Annotated in this window: 24 protein-coding genes and 1 other annotated feature; of the genes, 9 read left to right on the top strand and 15 right to left on the bottom strand. The window is 43.0% G+C overall.

Annotated features, from left to right (window positions below; translation table 11 throughout):
• Positions 1-92: 92 nt before the first annotated feature.
• From J3A84_RS04750 to J3A84_RS04685, 14 genes are all read right to left on the bottom strand, one after another.
• Positions 93-926 carry an ATP-binding protein gene (locus tag J3A84_RS04750; RefSeq protein ID WP_342590939.1) on the bottom strand — a complete coding sequence of 278 codons (834 nt, stop codon included), beginning with the start codon at positions 924-926 and terminating at the stop codon, positions 93-95.
• The gene (locus J3A84_RS04745) at positions 862-1,527 is read right to left on the bottom strand and encodes a DnaD domain protein (RefSeq protein ID WP_207598865.1); all 666 of its coding nucleotides are present in this window, start codon (positions 1,525-1,527) and stop codon (positions 862-864) included. The genes J3A84_RS04750 and J3A84_RS04745 overlap by 65 nt, the downstream gene beginning before the upstream one ends.
• A gap of 60 nt (positions 1,528-1,587) precedes the next feature.
• The gene (locus J3A84_RS04740) at positions 1,588-1,998 is read right to left on the bottom strand and encodes a single-stranded DNA-binding protein (RefSeq protein ID WP_207599084.1); all 411 of its coding nucleotides are present in this window, start codon (positions 1,996-1,998) and stop codon (positions 1,588-1,590) included.
• Complete coding sequence (locus J3A84_RS04735) at positions 1,986-2,180, bottom strand: hypothetical protein (protein WP_207598864.1); 195 nt, start codon at positions 2,178-2,180, stop codon at positions 1,986-1,988. Before J3A84_RS04735 ends, J3A84_RS04740 begins: the two co-directional genes overlap by 13 nt.
• A 2-nt stretch (positions 2,181-2,182) precedes the next feature.
• Positions 2,183-2,911, bottom strand: coding sequence for an MBL fold metallo-hydrolase (locus J3A84_RS04730; RefSeq protein ID WP_207598863.1), 729 nt, complete (start codon positions 2,909-2,911; stop codon positions 2,183-2,185).
• The gene (locus tag J3A84_RS04725) at positions 2,908-3,810 is read right to left on the bottom strand and encodes a recombinase RecT (RefSeq protein ID WP_207598862.1); all 903 of its coding nucleotides are present in this window, start codon (positions 3,808-3,810) and stop codon (positions 2,908-2,910) included. Before J3A84_RS04725 ends, J3A84_RS04730 begins: the two co-directional genes overlap by 4 nt.
• A gap of 3 nt (positions 3,811-3,813) precedes the next feature.
• Positions 3,814-5,757 carry an AAA family ATPase gene (locus tag J3A84_RS04720; RefSeq protein WP_207598861.1) on the bottom strand — a complete coding sequence of 648 codons (1,944 nt, stop codon included), beginning with the start codon at positions 5,755-5,757 and terminating at the stop codon, positions 3,814-3,816.
• Positions 5,758-5,759: 2 nt separating this feature from the next.
• Positions 5,760-6,005, bottom strand: a complete 246-nt coding sequence (locus tag J3A84_RS04715; RefSeq protein ID WP_207598860.1) for a hypothetical protein — start codon at positions 6,003-6,005, stop codon at positions 5,760-5,762.
• An 80-nt stretch (positions 6,006-6,085) separates the two neighbouring features.
• Complete coding sequence (locus tag J3A84_RS04710) at positions 6,086-6,448, bottom strand: hypothetical protein (RefSeq protein WP_207598859.1); 363 nt, start codon at positions 6,446-6,448, stop codon at positions 6,086-6,088.
• A gap of 132 nt (positions 6,449-6,580) precedes the next feature.
• Complete coding sequence (locus J3A84_RS04705; RefSeq protein WP_207598858.1) at positions 6,581-6,733, bottom strand: hypothetical protein; 153 nt, start codon at positions 6,731-6,733, stop codon at positions 6,581-6,583.
• A gap of 101 nt (positions 6,734-6,834) precedes the next feature.
• Positions 6,835-7,599: a BRO-N domain-containing protein gene (locus J3A84_RS04700; RefSeq protein WP_207598857.1), complete on the bottom strand. Its 765-nt coding sequence runs from the start codon at positions 7,597-7,599 to the stop codon at positions 6,835-6,837.
• Complete coding sequence (locus J3A84_RS04695) at positions 7,577-7,864, bottom strand: hypothetical protein (protein ID WP_207598856.1); 288 nt, start codon at positions 7,862-7,864, stop codon at positions 7,577-7,579. Before J3A84_RS04695 ends, J3A84_RS04700 begins: the two co-directional genes overlap by 23 nt.
• 11 nt (positions 7,865-7,875) lie before the next feature.
• A complete protein-coding gene (locus tag J3A84_RS04690; protein ID WP_207598855.1) occupies positions 7,876-8,070 on the bottom strand; it encodes a hypothetical protein in 195 nt (64 codons plus the stop codon).
• A gap of 83 nt (positions 8,071-8,153) precedes the next feature.
• Positions 8,154-8,354 carry an XRE family transcriptional regulator gene (locus tag J3A84_RS04685; RefSeq protein ID WP_207598854.1) on the bottom strand — a complete coding sequence of 67 codons (201 nt, stop codon included), beginning with the start codon at positions 8,352-8,354 and terminating at the stop codon, positions 8,154-8,156.
• 160 nt (positions 8,355-8,514) lie between these two features.
• Between J3A84_RS04685 and J3A84_RS04680 the strand changes: the two genes are divergently transcribed.
• The 3 genes from J3A84_RS04680 (at position 8,515) to J3A84_RS04670 (ending at position 11,001) form a co-directional block, all read left to right on the top strand.
• Positions 8,515-9,156 carry a LexA family protein gene (locus J3A84_RS04680; protein WP_207598853.1) on the top strand — a complete coding sequence of 214 codons (642 nt, stop codon included), beginning with the start codon at positions 8,515-8,517 and terminating at the stop codon, positions 9,154-9,156.
• Between the two features lie 11 nt (positions 9,157-9,167).
• Positions 9,168-10,328 carry a tyrosine-type recombinase/integrase gene (locus J3A84_RS15450; RefSeq protein ID WP_207598852.1) on the top strand — a complete coding sequence of 387 codons (1,161 nt, stop codon included), beginning with the start codon at positions 9,168-9,170 and terminating at the stop codon, positions 10,326-10,328.
• Positions 10,329-10,530: 202 nt separating this feature from the next.
• Entirely contained in the window at positions 10,531-11,001 is a 471-nt protein-coding gene (locus tag J3A84_RS04670; RefSeq protein WP_207598851.1) for an NUDIX domain-containing protein, read from the top strand.
• Between the two features lie 171 nt (positions 11,002-11,172).
• On the opposite strand, the gene J3A84_RS04665 is transcribed toward J3A84_RS04670, so the two are convergent.
• Entirely contained in the window at positions 11,173-12,090 is a 918-nt protein-coding gene (locus tag J3A84_RS04665; RefSeq protein WP_207598850.1) for a ribokinase, read from the bottom strand.
• Between the two features lie 371 nt (positions 12,091-12,461).
• Positions 12,462-12,706: a binding site (T-box leader), on the top strand.
• Positions 12,707-12,772: 66 nt separating this feature from the next.
• Here J3A84_RS04665 and J3A84_RS04660 point away from each other — a divergent pair.
• The 6 genes from J3A84_RS04660 to J3A84_RS04635 all read left to right on the top strand — a co-directional run bounded on the left by J3A84_RS04660 (position 12,773) and on the right by J3A84_RS04635 (position 18,752).
• Complete coding sequence (locus tag J3A84_RS04660; protein WP_207598849.1) at positions 12,773-13,558, top strand: amino acid ABC transporter substrate-binding protein; 786 nt, start codon at positions 12,773-12,775, stop codon at positions 13,556-13,558.
• Entirely contained in the window at positions 13,551-14,192 is a 642-nt protein-coding gene (locus J3A84_RS04655) for an amino acid ABC transporter permease (RefSeq protein WP_207598848.1), read from the top strand. The genes J3A84_RS04660 and J3A84_RS04655 overlap by 8 nt, the downstream gene beginning before the upstream one ends.
• Positions 14,192-14,803, top strand: a complete 612-nt coding sequence (locus tag J3A84_RS04650) for an ATP-binding cassette domain-containing protein (protein WP_207598847.1) — start codon at positions 14,192-14,194, stop codon at positions 14,801-14,803. Before J3A84_RS04655 ends, J3A84_RS04650 begins: the two co-directional genes overlap by 1 nt.
• Before the next feature lie 73 nt (positions 14,804-14,876).
• Positions 14,877-15,674 (top strand): putative ABC transporter permease, encoded by a 798-nt coding sequence (locus J3A84_RS04645; protein ID WP_207598846.1) that lies wholly within the window; start codon positions 14,877-14,879, stop codon positions 15,672-15,674.
• Between the two features lie 279 nt (positions 15,675-15,953).
• Positions 15,954-16,562, top strand: a complete 609-nt coding sequence (locus J3A84_RS04640) for a superoxide dismutase (protein WP_207598845.1) — start codon at positions 15,954-15,956, stop codon at positions 16,560-16,562.
• Between the two features lie 189 nt (positions 16,563-16,751).
• Positions 16,752-18,752, top strand: coding sequence for a S9 family peptidase (locus J3A84_RS04635; protein ID WP_242694005.1), 2,001 nt, complete (start codon positions 16,752-16,754; stop codon positions 18,750-18,752).
• The last annotated feature ends 25 nt before the right edge of the window (positions 18,753-18,777 follow it).

Raw genomic sequence — 18,777 nt, 5'->3', positions numbered from 1 at the left:
AGGATCTTTAAACATACATTCCATTGTTGTCCTCCCTTTTCCTCAATTAGTTTTAATAACTGCACCTTTATCTCTGCTGTTAATCTTAGCCATTACTTCTCCTCCAATAAATCTCTTAACAATTTACTCTTAACCTGCTGTTTCTCCATCCGGAGACTTGCCTTGTCATTAAGAATCGGGGTGCACATCTCAAGTATCCTGTCATGGGTTCTATCACCATATCTCTTCTTGAGGTCCGCTATGGTGAAGTTTGTGGTTATGATCAGTGGCAAGAGATTCCTATACCTGGAATCGATGATGCTGTACACTCTGGAGATGCTCCATTCCGTCTTATGCTCTGTTCCTAAGTCATCAATAATCACCAGATCAGCATTGGCTAAATTTCTCAGTATGGTATCTTCGCCCTCCTGGCCCCACTTGCTATAGGATTCCTTTATCCTGTCAAGCAGCGCATTTATTGAGACACACACAACAGGTACTGACCTTTCAAGTAAATCATTGGCTATGGCCACAGCTGCATAAGTCTTTCCATTTCCTGGATTCCCATGGAACAGCAATCCTACATTCTCAGCTTTCATTTGTTGGAAATTGTTAGCATACTTTCTAGAAATGTTATAGATTTTCTCATTTCCACGGGATCGGTCCCATGATTCAAAGGTTTTTCTCCGGAATATCTCATCCATGAGTGAATTTTTCATCACCCTATCAAGTCGCATCTGCCTATGTAGCTGTTCCGCTTTTTTGGTTTCATCTTCAATTTCTTTCTTTCTGCATGTGCAGATCACTTTGACTTTAGTTTCTCTTCCGAAGAGAGTAATGATTTTATGCAGTGGTTCTTTGCATGTTTCACAAAACTCAATCTTAGAATCCGATTCCTTCATTTCTGAGCTTTGCTGCTTCTTCATCAAATCCGCTAGATTTTCCACCTTGATCCTCCTTCCGCTTACTTCCGTTTCTTACGACTGCCGTTAAGTATCTTGACGTCCTGACATTCTTTTCTGTGCAGATATCGATTCCAGCTTTAACCTTTTCTTCCCCATACTCTTTGATGAGATGATCGATATCATCCACCATGGATGGGTTAATCAGCATTGACCATGACTGTTCCAGGTAGCCGTATATATACTTATTAATGTTATTATTGTTATTATTGTTATTGTTTGTGTCGGGCCGTTGTCGGCTTGTTGTCGGCCTGTTGTCGGGCTGTTGTCGGTTTCTACCTTCTTCGGTCTGGTATTTCTCCCAATTTGCAATGGTTACAAGAGTTTTTTTGTTGTCGGGTTTTAGCTCAATCATGCCCATTTTTTCGAGAGTCTTTAGGTAATCTCTGAAAGTAGAAGGTTTCAGTTTTAGTTCTTCAGACCCTTTAGTCCTACCTGTTATAAATTGACCTGGCTGAAGATCAACGACCTGTAAACCCACCATCATTTCAAAATCTTTATGAGTTGCTTTCAGCAGGCACCAGATCCAAACTTTAAGTAAATCTGCATTCTGAAAGACTGCACTATCTAGTAATTTCCGATGCAAGCTGATCCATCCATCAATCTCAATCACCCCCTACTTGTAGAGAGGCTTTCACCCCTCTCATCAGAATGGAATATCTCCATCATCAATCGGTGTCATATCCTCGTAACCGTCGTAGTCGGATCCACCAGAATATGCAGCGTTATCATTCTTGTCATTCGCCCACTGAAGGAACTTGATTTCTTCTGCTACTACTTCAGTGACATATACCTTGTGGCCGTCTTTATGGTCGTAACTTCTCGTCTGTATCCTTCCGGAGGCTCCCATGAGGAGACCTTTACGCATGTACTGAGCCGTGGACTCTGCTGACTTTCCCCAGATTACTACTGGAATGAAGTCAGCTTCTTTCTTCTGGTCCTTGGTGTATCTCCTATCCACTGCCAGAGTTACAGTTGTTACCGCTGTCCCTGCACCTGGTGTATATTTCAGTTCTGGATCCTTTGTTAATCTGCCTATTAAAACTACTTTGTTGATAGGTCATCCCTCCTAATTGCTTCCATTTTTTCATGACCTATATTTGCTTCATTTACTAATCGAGTCAGTTTTACAAACCCTAAATCAGGTCTTTTTGTACTGCATAATGCAACTATCATATTTTCCTCAAGATCGAGGATATAAGCATTACAAACATCTTCTTTAACTACTATGTATTTCATATTTACTCCCTCCTCAATTCAAGCTTTAACCCTTTATCTGCCACATATACAGGTTTGCCTGTTAATTTTTGAACCTCTGATTTAAACTCTTCTGCATTACTGTTGCTATCGCTCAGGTGGATTAGAATCACGTTTTCCAGGTCATTAGAGTCCTTTATCTGCTTCAGCGCATTCTCCAGGCTTAGATGAGACTTAATGATTCTCTGCGCAAGTTTCATATTGAGCAGTCCCTGAGTTACCTTATCCTGGATGATTTTCATACTGTAATTCGCCTCAATCAGGTAGTGATTCAGGCCCCGGAAATCGTATGGGATGATATAGGTGTCTGTGGCGAATGCCATGGATCCCATCTCCGGATGATAAATCAGGAACATGCAAGGTTCAGCAGCATCATGCTTAGATTTATATGCTGTAACTACAAACCCACCAATCTTTACAGTAGTAACTTCCGGTACCATGATGCATGATGCCTTATGTGGAAGCTCTAGCGCCTCTCTGGTACCTTTCGTACAGTAGATGGGTATTCCCATGTTATGCAGATCAATCGCTGCCCTAGAATGATCCTTGTGTTCATGTGTCACCAAACATCCTCTTACATGTCGGAAATCAAAACCGAGTGCCATCTTGATATCCTTAATGACTACTCCGGCCTCCAGGATGAGAATGTCATCCTGGGCCATGAGTAAATAACAATTGCCTTTAGAGCTGCTTCCCAATACTTTCAGAATCATTTAAAGGGTGTTCCTTCGTAGATATCTTCGTCTTCTATTGTTTGCTGGACAGGCTCACTCTTAACCTGTGCTTCCACGATTACTTTTGGTGCTTCATCTTCCTGCTGTACTTCGTACTCTGCATCAGAAATCATGTTTTTGCTATCGTACTTTGGTTCTTCTTCTGAATCAGTGCTATTGTTGATTGCCTCGATGAGGAGATCACTGTCATCTGATGTATTCCAGTAGGTTTTACATGCTCTATTGATTACTGATTTCTTGGCCATCTCTTCAGCAAAGTTGTTATGCGCTCCGGAGTTTCCTTTAGCAGCACCCTGATTCCATGCAGCTTTAATCTGAGCTATGGTCATGATTTCAGTATGGATTGGTCCATTCTCTCCGATGATTACCGCAAATGCGCCTATAATCTTTTTGATGTCTATGGTACCGAAAGACGGTTTAAACTCTTTGATTCTCACTGATGCTGTCGCTATATCATACTCAGTCTCAAAGGTGTCACCTTCATAGATGACATGAGCTTTTACATCTTTGATACCTTTCAGTCGCTTAGTGACAGCTACAGTGCCAAGGTATGATCTGGACAGTTGAAGCTGATTTCCATAAGGGATGAAGTAGCACTGCTTCTTGGCAGGTGAGAGGCCCTGAATGACCATGTCGAAGAGTGTGTTCTGAATTGATGCTGGTGTGCATGCCTGAAGTACTGGCTTCTTGTCTCTTGTCTGTGTCTCCTGGAGCACTAGCCAAGCGCTCTTCAGAGCATTCTCTGGGCTGTAGTTGCTTGGTAAGGCTATCTGATTCTTCTTAGTGAGGTCAGCTATCTGCTGCCTCACCTTTTCTGATATTGCTACCTGCTGTGTTGCTGGTGCTTTGTTTTCTGTTGTTTTTGGTGTTGTTGCCATGTTCTATACCTCCACTTTCAAAGTTTTTTCTTTTTCATCTACAAATAGGTTGATGACCTGTGATTTAGTTGGAATGATCTTAGTTACGGATTCTCTGTTATCAAGAAATACTGGTGCCGTCACCTGATAGGTTTCATTCAGCGTATGGATGATGTCTAACCCTGCATTGAGTTGACTGGCTGTATTGGAACTGCTGAACGGTACTCCATCGATAAGAGCTTCACAGGTTTCAGTAAGTCCACCGTTGACCTGGGTGCTAAACATTTTGAAGGAAACCTTGGAGAATTTCTGGTTAACCGATACCTCTAGAAGTTCAACCTTTGTTCGAATGAACTCTTCACAAAGGAACTCAATTCTCTCTATGTCTGCATAGCGCTGTGAGGTATCCTGTAGCAGTTCTTCGAGTTCTGATACTCTTTGTCTTAAAGCTTCGTTCTGCTGTTTCTGAGCTAATCTGGCGCTCAATTCGGCTATTCTGGTCTTTAGCTGTAACTCTGTATCCTTGAGCTGCTTTCTGACAGCTTCGCCATCGTCTGCCCTGTAGGCTATTTCCAGCTGTGCAAGGTCGTTCTCAAGTTTTTTATACTCTTCAGTTGCTGTGAAGTGGAGAGTGTCTGCATCAAACTCATCTAGAGTCTCTTGTGATTGGATTATTTCACCTTCTATGTCCTTCAGATCAGCTTCATACTTCATCATCTCTTCATTGAGCTTGTGGATCTTTTCGATTGTCTGTTCCTTATCTTCCGTGACCGCCTCAGCATAGTTGATGATTTTCTCGAGGTCCTTTGACTTCTGAAGCTTGAAATTCCCCTCAAGTTCCTGGATTTTGTTCTGAATATCTCCTGAATCGAATGCTCTCTTGCAAGTAGGACAGGAATTGATGTGCTCCGGAATATCGAGGGTCTCCTTGAACTTCGCCTTATAATCTTCTTTGGCTTTCTCAAGTTTTTTATCGAAACCTTCAATGTCCTTGTTCAGGGTGATCAGCTCTCTCTCAGTGATTCTCTTGTCACTTACAATCACGTTTTTTCTTTCCTGTTTATTGTTGAGTGATTTAACAAGAACAATCCTTTCTAAACCCACACCTTGTTTGTAGTTAAATTCGAAGTCTCGCATCTTGTTCTTGATCTCATAGATTTCATCCTTGATCTTGAGCTTTGCAGCATCGCTGCCAGAGTTTCCTCTGATGGCTTCCTGAATTTCTTCGAGTTCCTTTTCAGCTTTAGCCTTTAGAGCTTCAATCTCTTCGAAGTCTTCGTCCCGGATGGATCTCGAAGCTTCATCTATCCTGGTGGGGATGGACTTGATTTCTGTATTGAGCTTGGCTTTAGATACCTTAATTTGCTTGGTCAGCGAATCAATGTCCTCAACTCTCTCCAGATGCTCTCTGAGCCCTTCCAAAGCTGGATTGTATGACATAATCTGTTCAGCAGTGAGGTCTCCTAGAATCTCAAGCAAGATGCCTCTACGCTTCTTCCAGTCCAAGTTGGAGAAAAAGAGCGGATTAGTAATCAGCTTGAAGAGATCAGCATCCAGAAAGTCATTGATCTTGTTGGTGTACTCAGTCTTTGAAACTGGAACATCATTGATCTCGTGGATAGTTTCGTGGCCGGTGAGTTCTTTATTGACGTCTCCTCTTCGCTTCGTCCACTTTTCCTTATAGGTTTTCTTCAGGGTCCAGACTTTTCCATCAATGTCCAGTACACCTGTGACACTATGATCCAGTCCATGCAGCGGTTCGTTATTTTCATCCAGTGTTTTGATGTCAAAAGCTGTCCGGTCCTTGCTGTCCTTGTCAAAGAGCAACCAGGTGAAAGCATCAAAGATGGTCGTCTTTCCCGTAGCATTCTCGCCCCGGATGTTCGTAACCTGGTTGAAGTCAATATCCAAAGTCCGGATGCCCTTGAAGTTTCTGAGTTCGAGTCTCTTGATGATGATATTTCTCATTACTAACCCTCCCAACTGACTACGAAGAAGTCACATGTATTCATCAGATCTTCGTCAAACTGAGTAAATTCAGCAGTTTCATCCTCAGTGAATACCCGGAATCCGTTTCTTGATAAGGTCCTGAACATCCCAGGTGTCATGTATGCGAGTGTCATAGACATCTCTCCCTCTGAAGCTTTTTCTCCGATGAGCCTATAGATATGCGACTGTGCTACGATTTCTCTTGCTTGCTGTGCTGTTAAATTCATTTTTCCGTCCTTTCGTGATATAATCACCTTGTAATGTTTTTGTAGGCCACCTTTGCGAATTGCCGTTCGCGAGGTGGTTTTTAATTTTCAATAAGCCTCTCCATCCATTTATCAAGTTGTGCTAACTCCCGTTTTGATTGCAGTGCCATTTCTTTTTGCCATTTGTATGGTTCATCATCAATTTCATAGCGTTCAATCCGACTCTGAAGTCTTTGACGCTCTTTGAGATAGTAATTTTCTATTGGCTGACTATCGAATTCTACTGAGACTCTAACTCTGTACATAAAGATCTTTTCACAATTGGCACATTCTGTTTCGTTCTCATCACTGTCGTCTTCACCATCAAGAATGATCACATTTTCATAGCTACAATATGGACACACAGCTTCGTTATTGTAGCTGCAATCAAGTTCGTCAAATTCAACTTCTTTTACATCAATCATTTCTTACCTCCTCCCATTCGTCGATTTTAAACATCTGAGTTATTCCATTGATCTCCAAAATATAGTGATCATCCGTCTTTGCTACAAAGATTCCTGTTTGCTTATACCCTGACTGTATGCATTTGAGCGTAATCATCTCACACCTGTCAAAGCATACAGTGCAGCGTATAATAACCATGTTCCGGCAACAATAACCGGTGCTGAAATAGTATAAAGAAGCACGATTTTCATGAACTCGGCATTCGTCATATCTTCAGCTTCGAAAAATTCTTTGATCAATCTCATCACCTTACCCCCAGCAATCGTAAAAAATAGACCAATATTGCCATAAAGCTTGAGAAAAGCCCTATGCTAAGTAAAAACAAAGCATATTTTAGTGTTTTCATTCAGCTAACCCCTTTCTTGATCGCCATCTCTTTAACGATGGCGGTGTAGATTTCAATCAACTTCTTGTCTTCTGCGATTACATCCAGGATCCCTAAGCTGTCAGCTTTACTTCTGCTCGTTCCTGCCAAGATTGCCCTCGCCCTCATGTTGTCTAGTCTCTGATTAACCTTCGTGCCGGCTCTTCTGTCCAGTGCTTCATAGATCTTCTTTCTGGTATCCTGGTAATCTCCGGTTTTTCTGCAGATTTTATTGATTATCTTATTGGTATCATCTCTCCAGTTCTCAAAAGGTTTAATTTCCACAACCTCTCTTATCTCCAGGATTTCCGCCTTAGTTTCTTTCATTTCACCTTCAAGCCTTAATCTGCTTAGAGCATCCTGGTTCATCTGCTGGACGATAGCATTCATAAGCTTAAGTTCAGGAGATAAAGCGGATGCATCTGGCATGTAGGACCCGGTCTTTCTGATCTGCGGGATAACTTCAATCGCCAGCCAGTCCTGGAACTTTTCAGCGGTTTCGTTGGAAGCTTTGAAAGCTAGCTTATACACCATGGGTTCCGGAATCATGTCGCCTTTCGACACATCTGCCGAAACGTTTTTCAAGTGGCTGTTTACCCTTCTCCACATTACATACTCGACATCATTCTTTTTTTCTGTGAAGCCTAAGCACCTTGCCACGGTCTCGGCATCAAATAGCACCGTTCCATCTTCTAAAGTTGCTCTTACTTCAAAGGCATCATTCTTAAAAATCTGTAATTGGTTCATATTCTTTTTCCTCCTGGTATGCATAAGATGGGGACCATGATTCACAGTGCATTACTGGATGCTGTGGATAAGTATCCGGAAACTGATGGTATTCGGGTAACCACTCACATTTCCTGCCACCACCCTCGTAGTTATTCCAAAAACAGGTGTTGCACGCTTTAACTTCTGGATTCCTCCAGCACTCTTTTTCGTGGTCTTTTGCACGGTACTTACTTACGTACTTCTTTCTGCAGTAATCACACTTAAATACGATGACTTCTTTCATAGGCTTCCTCCTTAAAATGGATTTCTTTTGATGTTTACTGTTTTGCCCTCATGCATTTCTAGCCACTTGAGCGCTTTGTCTTTAAAGATGTGGACTCTTGCACCAATCCGGACACAAGGGAAGGTTTTTGCAAAGGTTAAGTCCCTGACCTGGCACTCTTTGATCCTTGTCATTTGAGAGAACTCACGTACGGAAATAGTTTCCATGTTAACACTCCTTTCACATGTGTATATTTTGTATCCTTACAATCCATTAACATTTGTTAATGGAAAGGCATAAAAAATAGCCCCTAAATTAACACAATGTTTTTAACTACTTCATCCGGAAAAGCGAGCTTTAGTCCGTTAATAAATTTATTACCGGCCTTGCGCTTATCATTCAGGACATAGTACAAAGTGACGGGGTCAATTTTCATTTTTCTTGCAAGTGATGCCTGGCTGTAATTGTAAACTTCCATAGCCTTAAAAAGTTCATTTTTATTTATCGTCATGGTGTTCCTCCTTCATCATTATTTAACATTTGTTAATGCCATAATTCGATAATAAGGTAGCCATTAACATATGTCAATACTTTTGTTCAAAAATAATTCTAAACACTAACAATAGTTAATGGTATTGATGTATAATTCTCTGTATCAAGGGGGAATAAGGATGAACATAGGTGATTATATTAAGAAGCTTAGAGAAGATAGGGGATTAAGTCTGAATATGCTGGCAATTAAGTCTGGAGTATCTAATGCCACTATAAGCCACATAGAAAATGGTAGAAATAAACCGAGCTTACCTACATTGCAAAAACTTGCGAAAGCCTTAAACACTGATCTTGCAGTATTGATATCTATGCTGAAAGAACCCATGGATCTGCCATATACTGTAGACGATGTCCAGGAAGTTGATATGACCTTGAAGGTGCCTCTTGTTGGATCTGTAAGAGCCGGTCAGCCAGTATTGGCACAAGACAACATAGAAGAGTACCTGCTGTTTGATAAAAAGAGGTTCAATCCGGAGAACGTGTATTTCGCTTTAAGGGTCGTTGGAGACTCCATGGATAAGCTTTTTCGAGCAGGCGATATAGTGCTGGTGGAGAAGACTGAAATCATACAGACAGGACAGATAGCTGTAGTGGGAATAAACGGGTATGAGGCCACTGTAAAGAGAGTGACACTGGGAGATGGGAATATCGCACTTATACCGGAGAGTAACAATCCGGCCTATACTACGAAGGTCTATAACATCAAAGAAGATGAGATTCACATCATCGGAAGAGTCGTGCAGTCCACTACATACTTCTAGGAGGTGAGATCGTGGCCAAAAAGAGAACTCGAGCAAATGGTGATGGCACAATCTTTTATAATGAATCAAAGAAACTCTACACAGCACGAATTAAGATTGGGAGGAATCCTGAAACAGGAACAGCTGTAATGAAGGAGTTTTCTTCTAGGGACAGAAATACAGCGAAAGAAAAGATGCGGTTGTACCTGGAAGAGAATCCAGAATACAATCCTAGAGCAGATCAGACAGCTCTAGACATTTACATAAGGAAATTCTTATATGTTCTCAAAAAACCTATTGTGACCTCAAAAACGTTGCAGCGATATGAAAGTATCTACAATACGCATATTACTGAGACGGAGACCTCAAAGAATATTTGTCCTTTTCTGTACCAGTCCATGAAGACTATACAAAGTACACAGATAAGAGAATGGTATGGCGAATTAAATGAGAGTGACAGCACGCTAAAATTGATACATATCATAATCAATGGTGCATTTAAACTTGCGTTTGAAGATCGTGTCATTACCTATAACCCAGCGCAAGTAATCAAGATGAAAAAAGAAGAAGTTGATGAGGAGGATGTTACAGCTGTTCTGACATCGAAAGAACAGAAGAAACTCATTGAAGCTTTAGACATGGAAAACCCTATACACAGGCTACTGTATTTCGTAATGGCCACAGGGCTCAGGCTTGGCGAAGCATTACCCTTGAGATGGAATGATTTTAAAACGATCAAGGGACAGAAGCATGTCCAAATAAAGAGATCTCTATCAAGAGTGAAATTGGAAGATGGAACATATGAGGATGTAGAGAAAGACACAAAGACTACAGCATCTAAGAGAGTTATTCCTCTGCCCCCAAAGCTGACTGATGCTATGGAGTCATGGGAACATGCAAGAAAGGATAGCTTGATTTTTCCGAATCCAAGAAACAAAGAAGAGTCTTATATTTTCAATAAGACTCCAGCAAGACATTTATCAAAGTTGTGTGAAGAATGTGGAGTAACCTCAGTTACAGTAAGAGGACTTAGACACACATATGCAACTAGACATTTTGAAGCAGGCACTCCGATTAAGACTGTTCAAAAACTTCTCGGTCATAGGAAGTTCGAAACTACAATGAATATATACACTCACGTTATGCCAGATATTAAAATTAGAGATGTGAAAAACATAGATAAATTTCTATGATGAAATGCTTACTGGTGGACTTTCAGGTGTACCATGTTCTTCTAGATGCTTGATATCAATGCTTAGATGAACATAGGTAAAGTATCCCTCGTTCTCCGCCATAAAAGACATATCTCTCAACCATGAGAAGATATGTCTTTTTTATTCTTTAAATTGTCACTATGACTATGATACAACCTGATGTAAGAGGAGAGATTCGTTCATGCTGGAAAAAACATTTGGCCATAAAAAACCTGATGTGATCTATCAGGAGCGCACAGGTGCCTATGGCATCGGATTTTCAGCCGATGGCAGGGTCCCTGTGGCCATGACCCATCTGCATAATGGAGAGAAAGGGTACTTCCTCCTTGGCGGTGGTATTGAGGATTCTGAAAGTCATGCTGATTGCATCATCAGAGAATCTCTGGAAGAAGCAGGCCTTGGGGTTGTTCCGAAAGAGCTCATCTGCAGAGGTGATTATTATCACTATGTGCACAGAATGCAGATGGATTTTCACGGAATCGGCTATTTCTACTATATGGAAATCGGTGAAGTACTGTCTGAACCGACTGAACCGGATCATCATCTGGCATGGCTGAGCCTTTCTGAGATCAGAGAGAAACTGTTTTTACCGCACCAGGTCTGGGCGGTGGAAGAGACCTATCAGTTCCTTCGCAGCAGGAACCTCCGATAATTCAGATTCAATCCCCTTTACATGAAGCGCTCTGCTTCCAAAACTTTCCGCTCACTTAAAAACCATCTCTCTTCGAGATGGTTTTTAAAGTGCAGAGAAACTGCTTTCATATCTAAAAAAAGCTCACCGGATGGTTACCCTCTTCGGTGAGCCGCTTCTTCCTATTACACCCTATTTCTGCTCTGCAAGAAATGCATCGATCTCCTCCTTGGTTGGAAGGGATGGCTGAGCGCCCAGTTTCAGACATGTGAGTGCGCCAGCTGCATTGGCGATTCTGGCAGCTTCTCTAAGATCTCCGGTGTCCACGAAGGCATTGGCAAGAACGCCCGTGAATGCGTCTCCTGCTGCGGTAGGATCAACGGCTTTGATCTTGAATGGGGGAACCATTTCGTCATATCCCTCTCCATAGAGATAGGATCCTCTTTCTCCCATCTTCAGCACCACATACTTGGCACCGTTTCTCTCCTGAAGCTTCTTGGCAGCTTCCCTTGCGCTGTCCTGATCCTTCGGATAGATTCCTACGAGGGCCTCTGTTTCGGTTTCATTTGGAGACAGGATGGTGACAGGAGGCAGACCTTCCAGATCGTACTTCTGGGCAGGACCTGCATCAAGAACGGTGATGATGCCTTTTTCATTGGCAATCTCGATGGCTCTCTTGTTTGTTTCAAAAGGAATTTCAAACTGAAGAAGAACCGCATCAAATGGATCTTTGAATGCTTCATCCAGCTGATCTGGTGGTGTCTTCATATTTGCACCCGGGAAGATGATGAGGCGGTTCTGGCCGTTGTCTTCCAATGTGATGGCAACAAATCCGCTGTTTTCCCCTTCCTTCTCGATGACGTGTTTCGTATCGATTCCAGCCTCGGTCCATTTGTTCAGAAGATACTCTCCATTGGGGTCTTTTCCGATGGTGGCATAGGCAGAAACCTCTGCACCCGCTCTTCTTGCCGCAACTGCAGCATTGCTTCCCTTACCGCCGGGAGCATTGCTATATCCGTGTCCCAGTACACTCTCGCTGGGTTTGGGTGCTCTCTCGCAGCGAAGAATCAGATCCATCATTACACTACCTACAAGTAAAATCTTAGCCATGATATCCCTCCTTGAATTTTATTATTTCTGTGTAAACATTATCATCAACAGAAATTTCTGTCAATTGCTCGAATACGAAAACGACAAAGTGCAATGATCCAATAAACCGTCTGAAACTACTGCAATGACTAGTTATGAGGAATTTCCGCCAGCATCATCAATGATATCAGTCTACTATATTCACAGAAATTTCACGGTTTACCGAAAGCTCCTCTTCCGGCATTTACATTCTGAAATTTTCCGATTTCATAAAACATCTGTCTCTATCCGGCAAACAGACCGATTTTGTAAACCTTGCCAATGATTTTTTCGCAAAATTCATGGAAAACATTGCATTTATTTTTTTCCTGATGTAAGATAGGTTCAATAATTTAATTGCGTTGAAAAGAAATAGTATCTTATGCAAAACTTCCAGAGAGTTTTTGGTTGGTGTGAAAAAACAGTGGAGCATGGGGGAACACATCTTTGAGCTGTACTTGCAAAATGAAAAGAGTAGTGAGTACCGGGAATCCTTGTCATCCGTTATCAAGACTAGAGTATGATTGTACTCGAAGAGGTCAGTTTCCGTGAGGAGCTGATGAAATAAGGTGGAACCACGAATGATATCGTCCTTAGTCTATTTAGACTAAGGACTTTTTTATTTGAATTTCATGCAGTTAAATAAAAAAAGGAGGAAAAGAAAATGAAAAAGATCATCACACTACTAATGGGACTGGTACTACTTGCAGGCTGCAGCAGCCCAGCAGAAAAAAATGAGGACACTTTTGAGGCTCTGATGGAAAAGGGTGAGATCGTCGTAGGGCTTGATGATACCTTTGTACCCATGGGTTTCAGAAATCAGCAGGGAGAACTGGTGGGATTCGACGTGGACCTGGCCAAGGAAATCTTTGACAGAATCGGCATCACACCGAAATTCCAGCCCATCGACTGGTCACTGAAGGAAAGTGAATTAAACAGCGGAAACATCGACCTGATCTTCAATGGCTATACCATCACCGATGCAAGAAAAGAGAAAGTGAATTTTTCAGATCCGTACATGGATAACACACAGATCATCATCACCATGGCTTCCTCCGATATCATGTCCAAGGAAGACCTGACGGGTAAAGTGGTTTCCGTGCAAAAGGAATCCAGCGCCTACGATGCGGTGTCCGGTGAAGAAGGGGTTGTGGAAAACCTGAAGAACGGGGAACTCATTACTTTCGATTCCAACCTGGACCTCTTCATGGACCTGGAAGCCGGCAGAAGTGACGCCATCGTGCTGGATGAGGTTTTCGCAAGATATGTGCTTCTATCCAAGAACATCGAGGAATATCGCATTCTGGAGGATAACTTCGGTCAGGAAGAATACGGCATCGGATTCCGTAAATCCGACACCACTCTTCTTGAGAAGGTAAACGAGACTCTGGAAGAGATCAGAAGCGACGGAACCTTTGATGAAATAAAAAAGGTGTATATCAATGATTAATATGCTCCAGTCAAGCTATCCCATGCTCCTGCAGGGTCTTGGGCAGACGCTGTTCTATTTCATCATCACGCTCCTGACCTCATCCCTGCTTGGCGTACTGGTAACCTATCTTTACGGGTTCAGACGCATGAGGCCCCTCATCTCCTTTTATATATCCATCGTGCGTGGAACCCCTCTGCTGCTTCAGCTGATCTTCATCTTCTTCGGGCTGCCCTATTTCGGCATCACCCTGGATCGGATGACGGCAGCGCTCATCGGTTTCACTTTCAACTATACAGGCTACATCGCTGAAATTCTGAGAGGAGGGATACAAAGTGTCCCTCAGGATCAGAAGGACGTGGCCTTTGTGCTGGGATTCTCGAAGTCCTACACATTCTACCGGATCCTTCTGCCGCTTTCCGTGCGAAACAGCTTTCCTTCTCTATCCAATGAAGTACTGGTTCTCCTGAAAGATACGGCGCTGATCTATGCCCTGGGTCTCAGTGAGCTGATCAAAGTATCCAGAACCCTGGCGAACCTCTATGTGTCAGCTACGCCTTTCATCATAGTGGGGCTCATCTATTTCACGCTGAGCATCATCATTGAAAAAGTGCTGAAGAAAATCGAGAAAAACATGAGGAAGGTGACCATCTAGTGTTTAAAGCAGAGAACATATCCAAATCCTATGGAGACCTGAAAGTCCTTGAAAACATGAACTTTCAGGTAGAGAAAAATGAAGTGCTTGCCATAGTGGGTCCTTCCGGAGTAGGGAAATCCACCCTGCTGAAATGCATCGTGCAGCTGGAGAAGCAGGACGAAGGCCACTTCTATCTTAATGAGACAAAGGTGGATGAAAAGAACAGAATCCGTATCGGGCTCGTCTTTCAGTCCTCCTCGCTGTTTCAGCACCTGAATGTCATGGACAATCTTCTCATCGCCGTGAAATACCATAAGCTCTATGAGGAGAAGGAAGCCGTGAAGAAAGCAGAATCCTATCTCAGAGAGTTTGGGCTGTCAGACAAGAAATCCGCCTATCCTTCGGAGCTATCCGGTGGTCAGAAGCAGAGAATCGCCATCATCAGAGCCCTTCTTCTGAATCCTCTGGTGCTGTGCTTCGATGAACCTACCAGCAGCCTGGATGGGGAAAATAAAACCCTTCTCATCGACATCATCCGTAAGATCAAGAAGGAACAGGCTGTCATTGTGGTATCCCATGATGAGGACCTCATTGAAAGAGTTGCAGATAAAAAAGTAATTCTGGGATAGCTGTCAAAAACTCATCCATTTTCTGTATAATAGTAATATATGGCTTACGCAGCAAGGAAGATGGAGGATTACCATGGGTCTCATGTACTGGTTTCTTTATTTCATAATTTACAGTGTGGCTGGATGGGTCTATGAATCGACACTTTGTTCCATCACCGGCAGGAAACTGGTCAATCGGGGGTTTCTCAATGGCCCGCTCTGTCCGGTCTACGGTTTCGGAGCGATTCTCGTAATTCAGGTGTTTTACGGAAAGAACACAGGACTCTTGCCCCTCTTCCTGTCCAGCATGGTTCTCACCACCACGGTGGAATATGTCACCTCGGTACTTCTGGAGACATTCTTCCATGCCAGATGGTGGGATTATTCGAGAAGACCGTTCAATGTTCATGGACGAGTCTATCTCACTGGAGCCCTTGTCTTCGCATCCCTCTCCGTTCTGGTTGTGAACGTTGTCCATCCGGCCATTGAATCCTATCTCTATCAGCAGCCTATGATTCTGCTAAGCTACCTGTCTCTGATTATTTTTCTGGCTGTTCTGTCCGACCTGGTCTTCACCGTGAGACATCTGCTCCTGCTTAATAAGCGGATTGCCATGGTCAAGGAGGAATTCGACCGTCTCGTGAAAGAAGGTGAGATCAGACTGGAAGAACTGAAGCAGATGCTGCAGAACAGGCTGGAAGATACGGCTATTTATACGGAAAAAGTCAGACTTCTGTTTCAGAAGGGCCGGTATCAGAATCAAAGACTCTTCAATGCCTTTCCTGACATCATGCCGCTGAAGAACAGAGAAATCTTCAATAAACTGAAAAACACCTATCTGACGGGTAAAAAAAAGATTGATGATACAATCAGTAAGATGCGTGATTCATAATAGTTCAAAAACAGGAAGCTCCTGATCAGGGCTTCCTGTTTTACACTTTCTTTAGAATATATTCCCTATAGAATTCTCCTATTCAATGCTCCAAAGAAATCATTCCAGTGAACTTTGTAAACGTACTATTAACAAAATACATATGGCCAGTAAATTTAATTGTATGCTATTGAATTTGACTATCAATTGCGTTATAGTAGACACATAAGTTCATTGAACCTTCTGAATGACAGAAGCGAAAAATGATTTGAAAAAAACAGAATTTGGAGGAATTAAATAATGAAACATGAATTACCAAAACTACCTTATGATTATAACGCATTAGAACCCTACGTGGACGCACAGACCATGGAGATTCATTATTCCAAGCATCACAACGGATATGTGACCAAGCTGAACGGTGCTCTGGAAAAGTATCCTGAACTCCAGGAAAAGAGCTTGAAGGATCTGCTTTCAGATCTGAAGGCAGTTCCTGAAGACATCAGGACCGCTGTCAGAAACAATGGTGGAGGACACATGAATCACTCCCTGTTCTGGACCGTCATGAAGAAAGCCGAAGGACAGAAACCAGAAGGCGACCTGCTGGATGCCATCAATGAGAAGTTCGGAAGCTTCGAAGAATTCAAGACTGTTTTCTCCGATGCCGCAGCAACAAGATTCGGATCCGGCTGGGCATGGCTCGTAGTGAAGGACGGTAAGCTTGATGTAATGTCCACACCGAACCAGGACAATCCGGTATCAGAAGGATACGAACCCATCTTAGGGCTCGATGTATGGGAACATGCATACTATCTGAAGTATCAGAACAGAAGACCTGAATACATTGAAAACTGGTTCAACGTGGTGAACTGGGACGAAGTTGCAAAGTTATACAAGGAAGCAAAATAATCAGTTTGTGAAAACCCCAAATTAATATATATTTCAACTGGCCTGAAACTCCGCTGTTCCCCCAGCGGAGTTTTTTTGTCCGAAATAATACAGAATACCTTATTGTCATACAGAAATTGGCTATAATTCAAAACTGTCAGTCAATTTTACGGTATATTAATTCTATCAATATCTTTACGGAGGTCCCACATGAGAAATATTGCCATTGACGATTTCAAGAATTACAAGTTCCTGTCCGGCATCGAACACGCACCGGATGGAAATCATGCCGCCTTTGTGCTCCACGAAGTGGACATGGAGGGCAACAAGTATCTGTCCAATCTGCATCTTCTGGATGTGAAAAGTGGCGAGACCAGAAAGCTGACGGCGTTCAACAAGGAATCCAGCTTCAAATGGCTTGATGCGGAAAATATTCTGTTCACAACCATTCGAGAGGATAAGGACAAAGAGGAAAGCGAATCACTGAAAGAATTCACTCAGGTTTATAAAATCAACATTCATGGTGGAGAAGCGGACAAGTACATTCGCTTCAACAAGAAAGTCAGTGCCTATGAAGTCCTTTATAACGGCCTGCTTCTTGCTTCCGCCTATTATGACAACAACAGCAAAGACCAGCTCACTCTGGATGAAAAAGAGCTCAGCGATGAGCTGAAAAGACTGAAGGAAGAGAAGGACTATGAAGTTCTGGATGAGATTCCCTACTGGTCCAACGGCAACGGATTCACCTCCAGGAAAAGAAACCGCCTGTCTCTTTTCGATGAGAAAGGACAATTCATCAAGTATCTCACCGGTGAATACACAAACATCGAAAGCATCAAGCTCAATGAGAAGAAGGACCAGGCAGTGATCCTCTCCAGCACCTTCATGGACAAGGAGGAGCTCTACAACGAACTGTCTATTTTTGACGGTGCTGCAGTGATCAAGCTGGAGACCAAAGGGCTATCCATGTCCTATGCGGAGTTCCTGTCTGAGAACATGCTGATCCTCACCGCTTCCGACATGAAAACCCTCGGAATCAATGAAAACAGCAAGTTCTACACCTACAATCTTGAAAATGGAGAACTGAAGCTCATTACAGAAGACCTGGATATCTCCCTGTACAGTTCCGTAGGAAGCGATTCCAGATACGGTGGCGGAAAATCAAGAGTCATCGATCAGGAAGAGCTCTACTTCACCACAACCCAGGGCACCGATTCCCATATCATGAAAATCGGCGCTGATGGGGAAATCAAAGAAGTGATGACGGAAGAAGGTTCCGTAGATTCCATCAGTGTCAAAGACGGAAACATTCTCTTCATCGGTATGAAGAATACGTCTCTTCAGGAAATCCATAAAGTGGAAAACGGAAAGTCTGTCCAGCTCACAGGCTTCAACGACTGGATCCGAGACGAACTGAAACTTTCCATTCCTGAGCCCCTCTCCTATACCCTGGAAGACGGCAGAACCATCGACGGGTTTGTGCTGAAACCCGCGGATTACGAGGAAGGAAAGAAATATCCTGCACTTCTTGAAATCCATGGTGGCCCGAAGACAGTCTATGGAAGCGTGTTCTATCATGAACTGCAGTACTTCGCCAGCAGCGGTTACTTTGTGATCTTCTGCAACCCAAGAGGAAGCGATGGAAAAGGAAATGATTTCTCGGACATCAGAGGAAAGTACGGAGACATCGACTACGAAGATCTCATGAACTTCACGGATCTGGCACTGAAGACCTACAAGGACATAGACGAAGATCTTCTCTTCGTCACAGGCGGTTCCTATGGCGGCTTCATGACCAACTGGATCATCGGTCATACAGACCGGTTTAAGGCAGCCGCTTCCCAGAGAAGCATCTCCAACTGGATCTCCATGTTCAACACCACGGACATCGGCTACTATTTTGCCGATGATCAGACCGCTGCAACTCCATGGGAGAACAACGAGAAAATGTGGGATCAGTCTCCACTGAAGTATGCAGACAAAGTCAAGACACCTACGCTGTTCATCCACTCGGAAGAGGATTACAGATGCTGGATCACAGAAGGGCTCCAGATGTTCACCGCCCTGAAGTTCCATGGCGTGGATTCCAGACTCTGCATGTTCAGAGGAGAAAACCATGAACTCTCCCGTTCAGGAAAACCAAAGCATCGTGTGAGAAGACTCACTGAAATGGATGAATGGTTCAGGAAGTACAAGGAACTGAACCAGTAGCAATCGCAAGCTTCAAACACTCCTA

This window comes from Proteiniclasticum aestuarii (genome assembly GCF_017368455.1).
Lineage (GTDB): Bacteria > Bacillota > Clostridia > Clostridiales > Clostridiaceae > Proteiniclasticum > Proteiniclasticum aestuarii.
The sequence above is the reverse complement of the archived record's forward strand: the minus strand, read 5'-3'. Positions and strand labels throughout refer to the sequence as shown.

Bases quoted from the DNA above. Each gene is read 5' to 3' on its own strand.
- J3A84_RS04685 (WP_207598854.1), bottom strand. From the start codon at position 8,354: ATGACGATAAATAAAAATGAACTTTTTAAGGCTATGGAAGTTTACAAT.
- J3A84_RS04660 (WP_207598849.1), top strand. From the start codon at position 12,773: ATGAAAAAGATCATCACACTACTAATGGGACTGGTACTACTTGCAGGC.
- J3A84_RS04680 (WP_207598853.1), top strand. From the start codon at position 8,515: ATGAACATAGGTGATTATATTAAGAAGCTTAGAGAAGATAGGGGATTA.
- J3A84_RS04670 (WP_207598851.1), top strand. From the start codon at position 10,531: ATGCTGGAAAAAACATTTGGCCATAAAAAACCTGATGTGATCTATCAG.
- J3A84_RS04690 (WP_207598855.1), bottom strand. From the start codon at position 8,070: ATGGAAACTATTTCCGTACGTGAGTTCTCTCAAATGACAAGGATCAAA.
- J3A84_RS04640 (WP_207598845.1), top strand. From the start codon at position 15,954: ATGAAACATGAATTACCAAAACTACCTTATGATTATAACGCATTAGAA.
- J3A84_RS04735 (WP_207598864.1), bottom strand. From the start codon at position 2,180: ATGAAATACATAGTAGTTAAAGAAGATGTTTGTAATGCTTATATCCTC.
- J3A84_RS04645 (WP_207598846.1), top strand. From the start codon at position 14,877: ATGGGTCTCATGTACTGGTTTCTTTATTTCATAATTTACAGTGTGGCT.
- J3A84_RS04710 (WP_207598859.1), bottom strand. From the start codon at position 6,448: ATGATTGATGTAAAAGAAGTTGAATTTGACGAACTTGATTGCAGCTAC.
- J3A84_RS04715 (WP_207598860.1), bottom strand. From the start codon at position 6,005: ATGAATTTAACAGCACAGCAAGCAAGAGAAATCGTAGCACAGTCGCAT.
- J3A84_RS04635 (WP_242694005.1), top strand. From the start codon at position 16,752: ATGAGAAATATTGCCATTGACGATTTCAAGAATTACAAGTTCCTGTCC.
- J3A84_RS04705 (WP_207598858.1), bottom strand. From the start codon at position 6,733: ATGAGATTGATCAAAGAATTTTTCGAAGCTGAAGATATGACGAATGCC.
- J3A84_RS04725 (WP_207598862.1), bottom strand. From the start codon at position 3,810: ATGGCAACAACACCAAAAACAACAGAAAACAAAGCACCAGCAACACAG.
- J3A84_RS04655 (WP_207598848.1), top strand. From the start codon at position 13,551: ATGATTAATATGCTCCAGTCAAGCTATCCCATGCTCCTGCAGGGTCTT.
- J3A84_RS04700 (WP_207598857.1), bottom strand. From the start codon at position 7,599: ATGAACCAATTACAGATTTTTAAGAATGATGCCTTTGAAGTAAGAGCA.
- J3A84_RS04665 (WP_207598850.1), bottom strand. From the start codon at position 12,090: ATGGCTAAGATTTTACTTGTAGGTAGTGTAATGATGGATCTGATTCTT.
- J3A84_RS04730 (WP_207598863.1), bottom strand. From the start codon at position 2,911: ATGATTCTGAAAGTATTGGGAAGCAGCTCTAAAGGCAATTGTTATTTA.
- J3A84_RS04720 (WP_207598861.1), bottom strand. From the start codon at position 5,757: ATGAGAAATATCATCATCAAGAGACTCGAACTCAGAAACTTCAAGGGC.
- J3A84_RS04695 (WP_207598856.1), bottom strand. From the start codon at position 7,864: ATGAAAGAAGTCATCGTATTTAAGTGTGATTACTGCAGAAAGAAGTAC.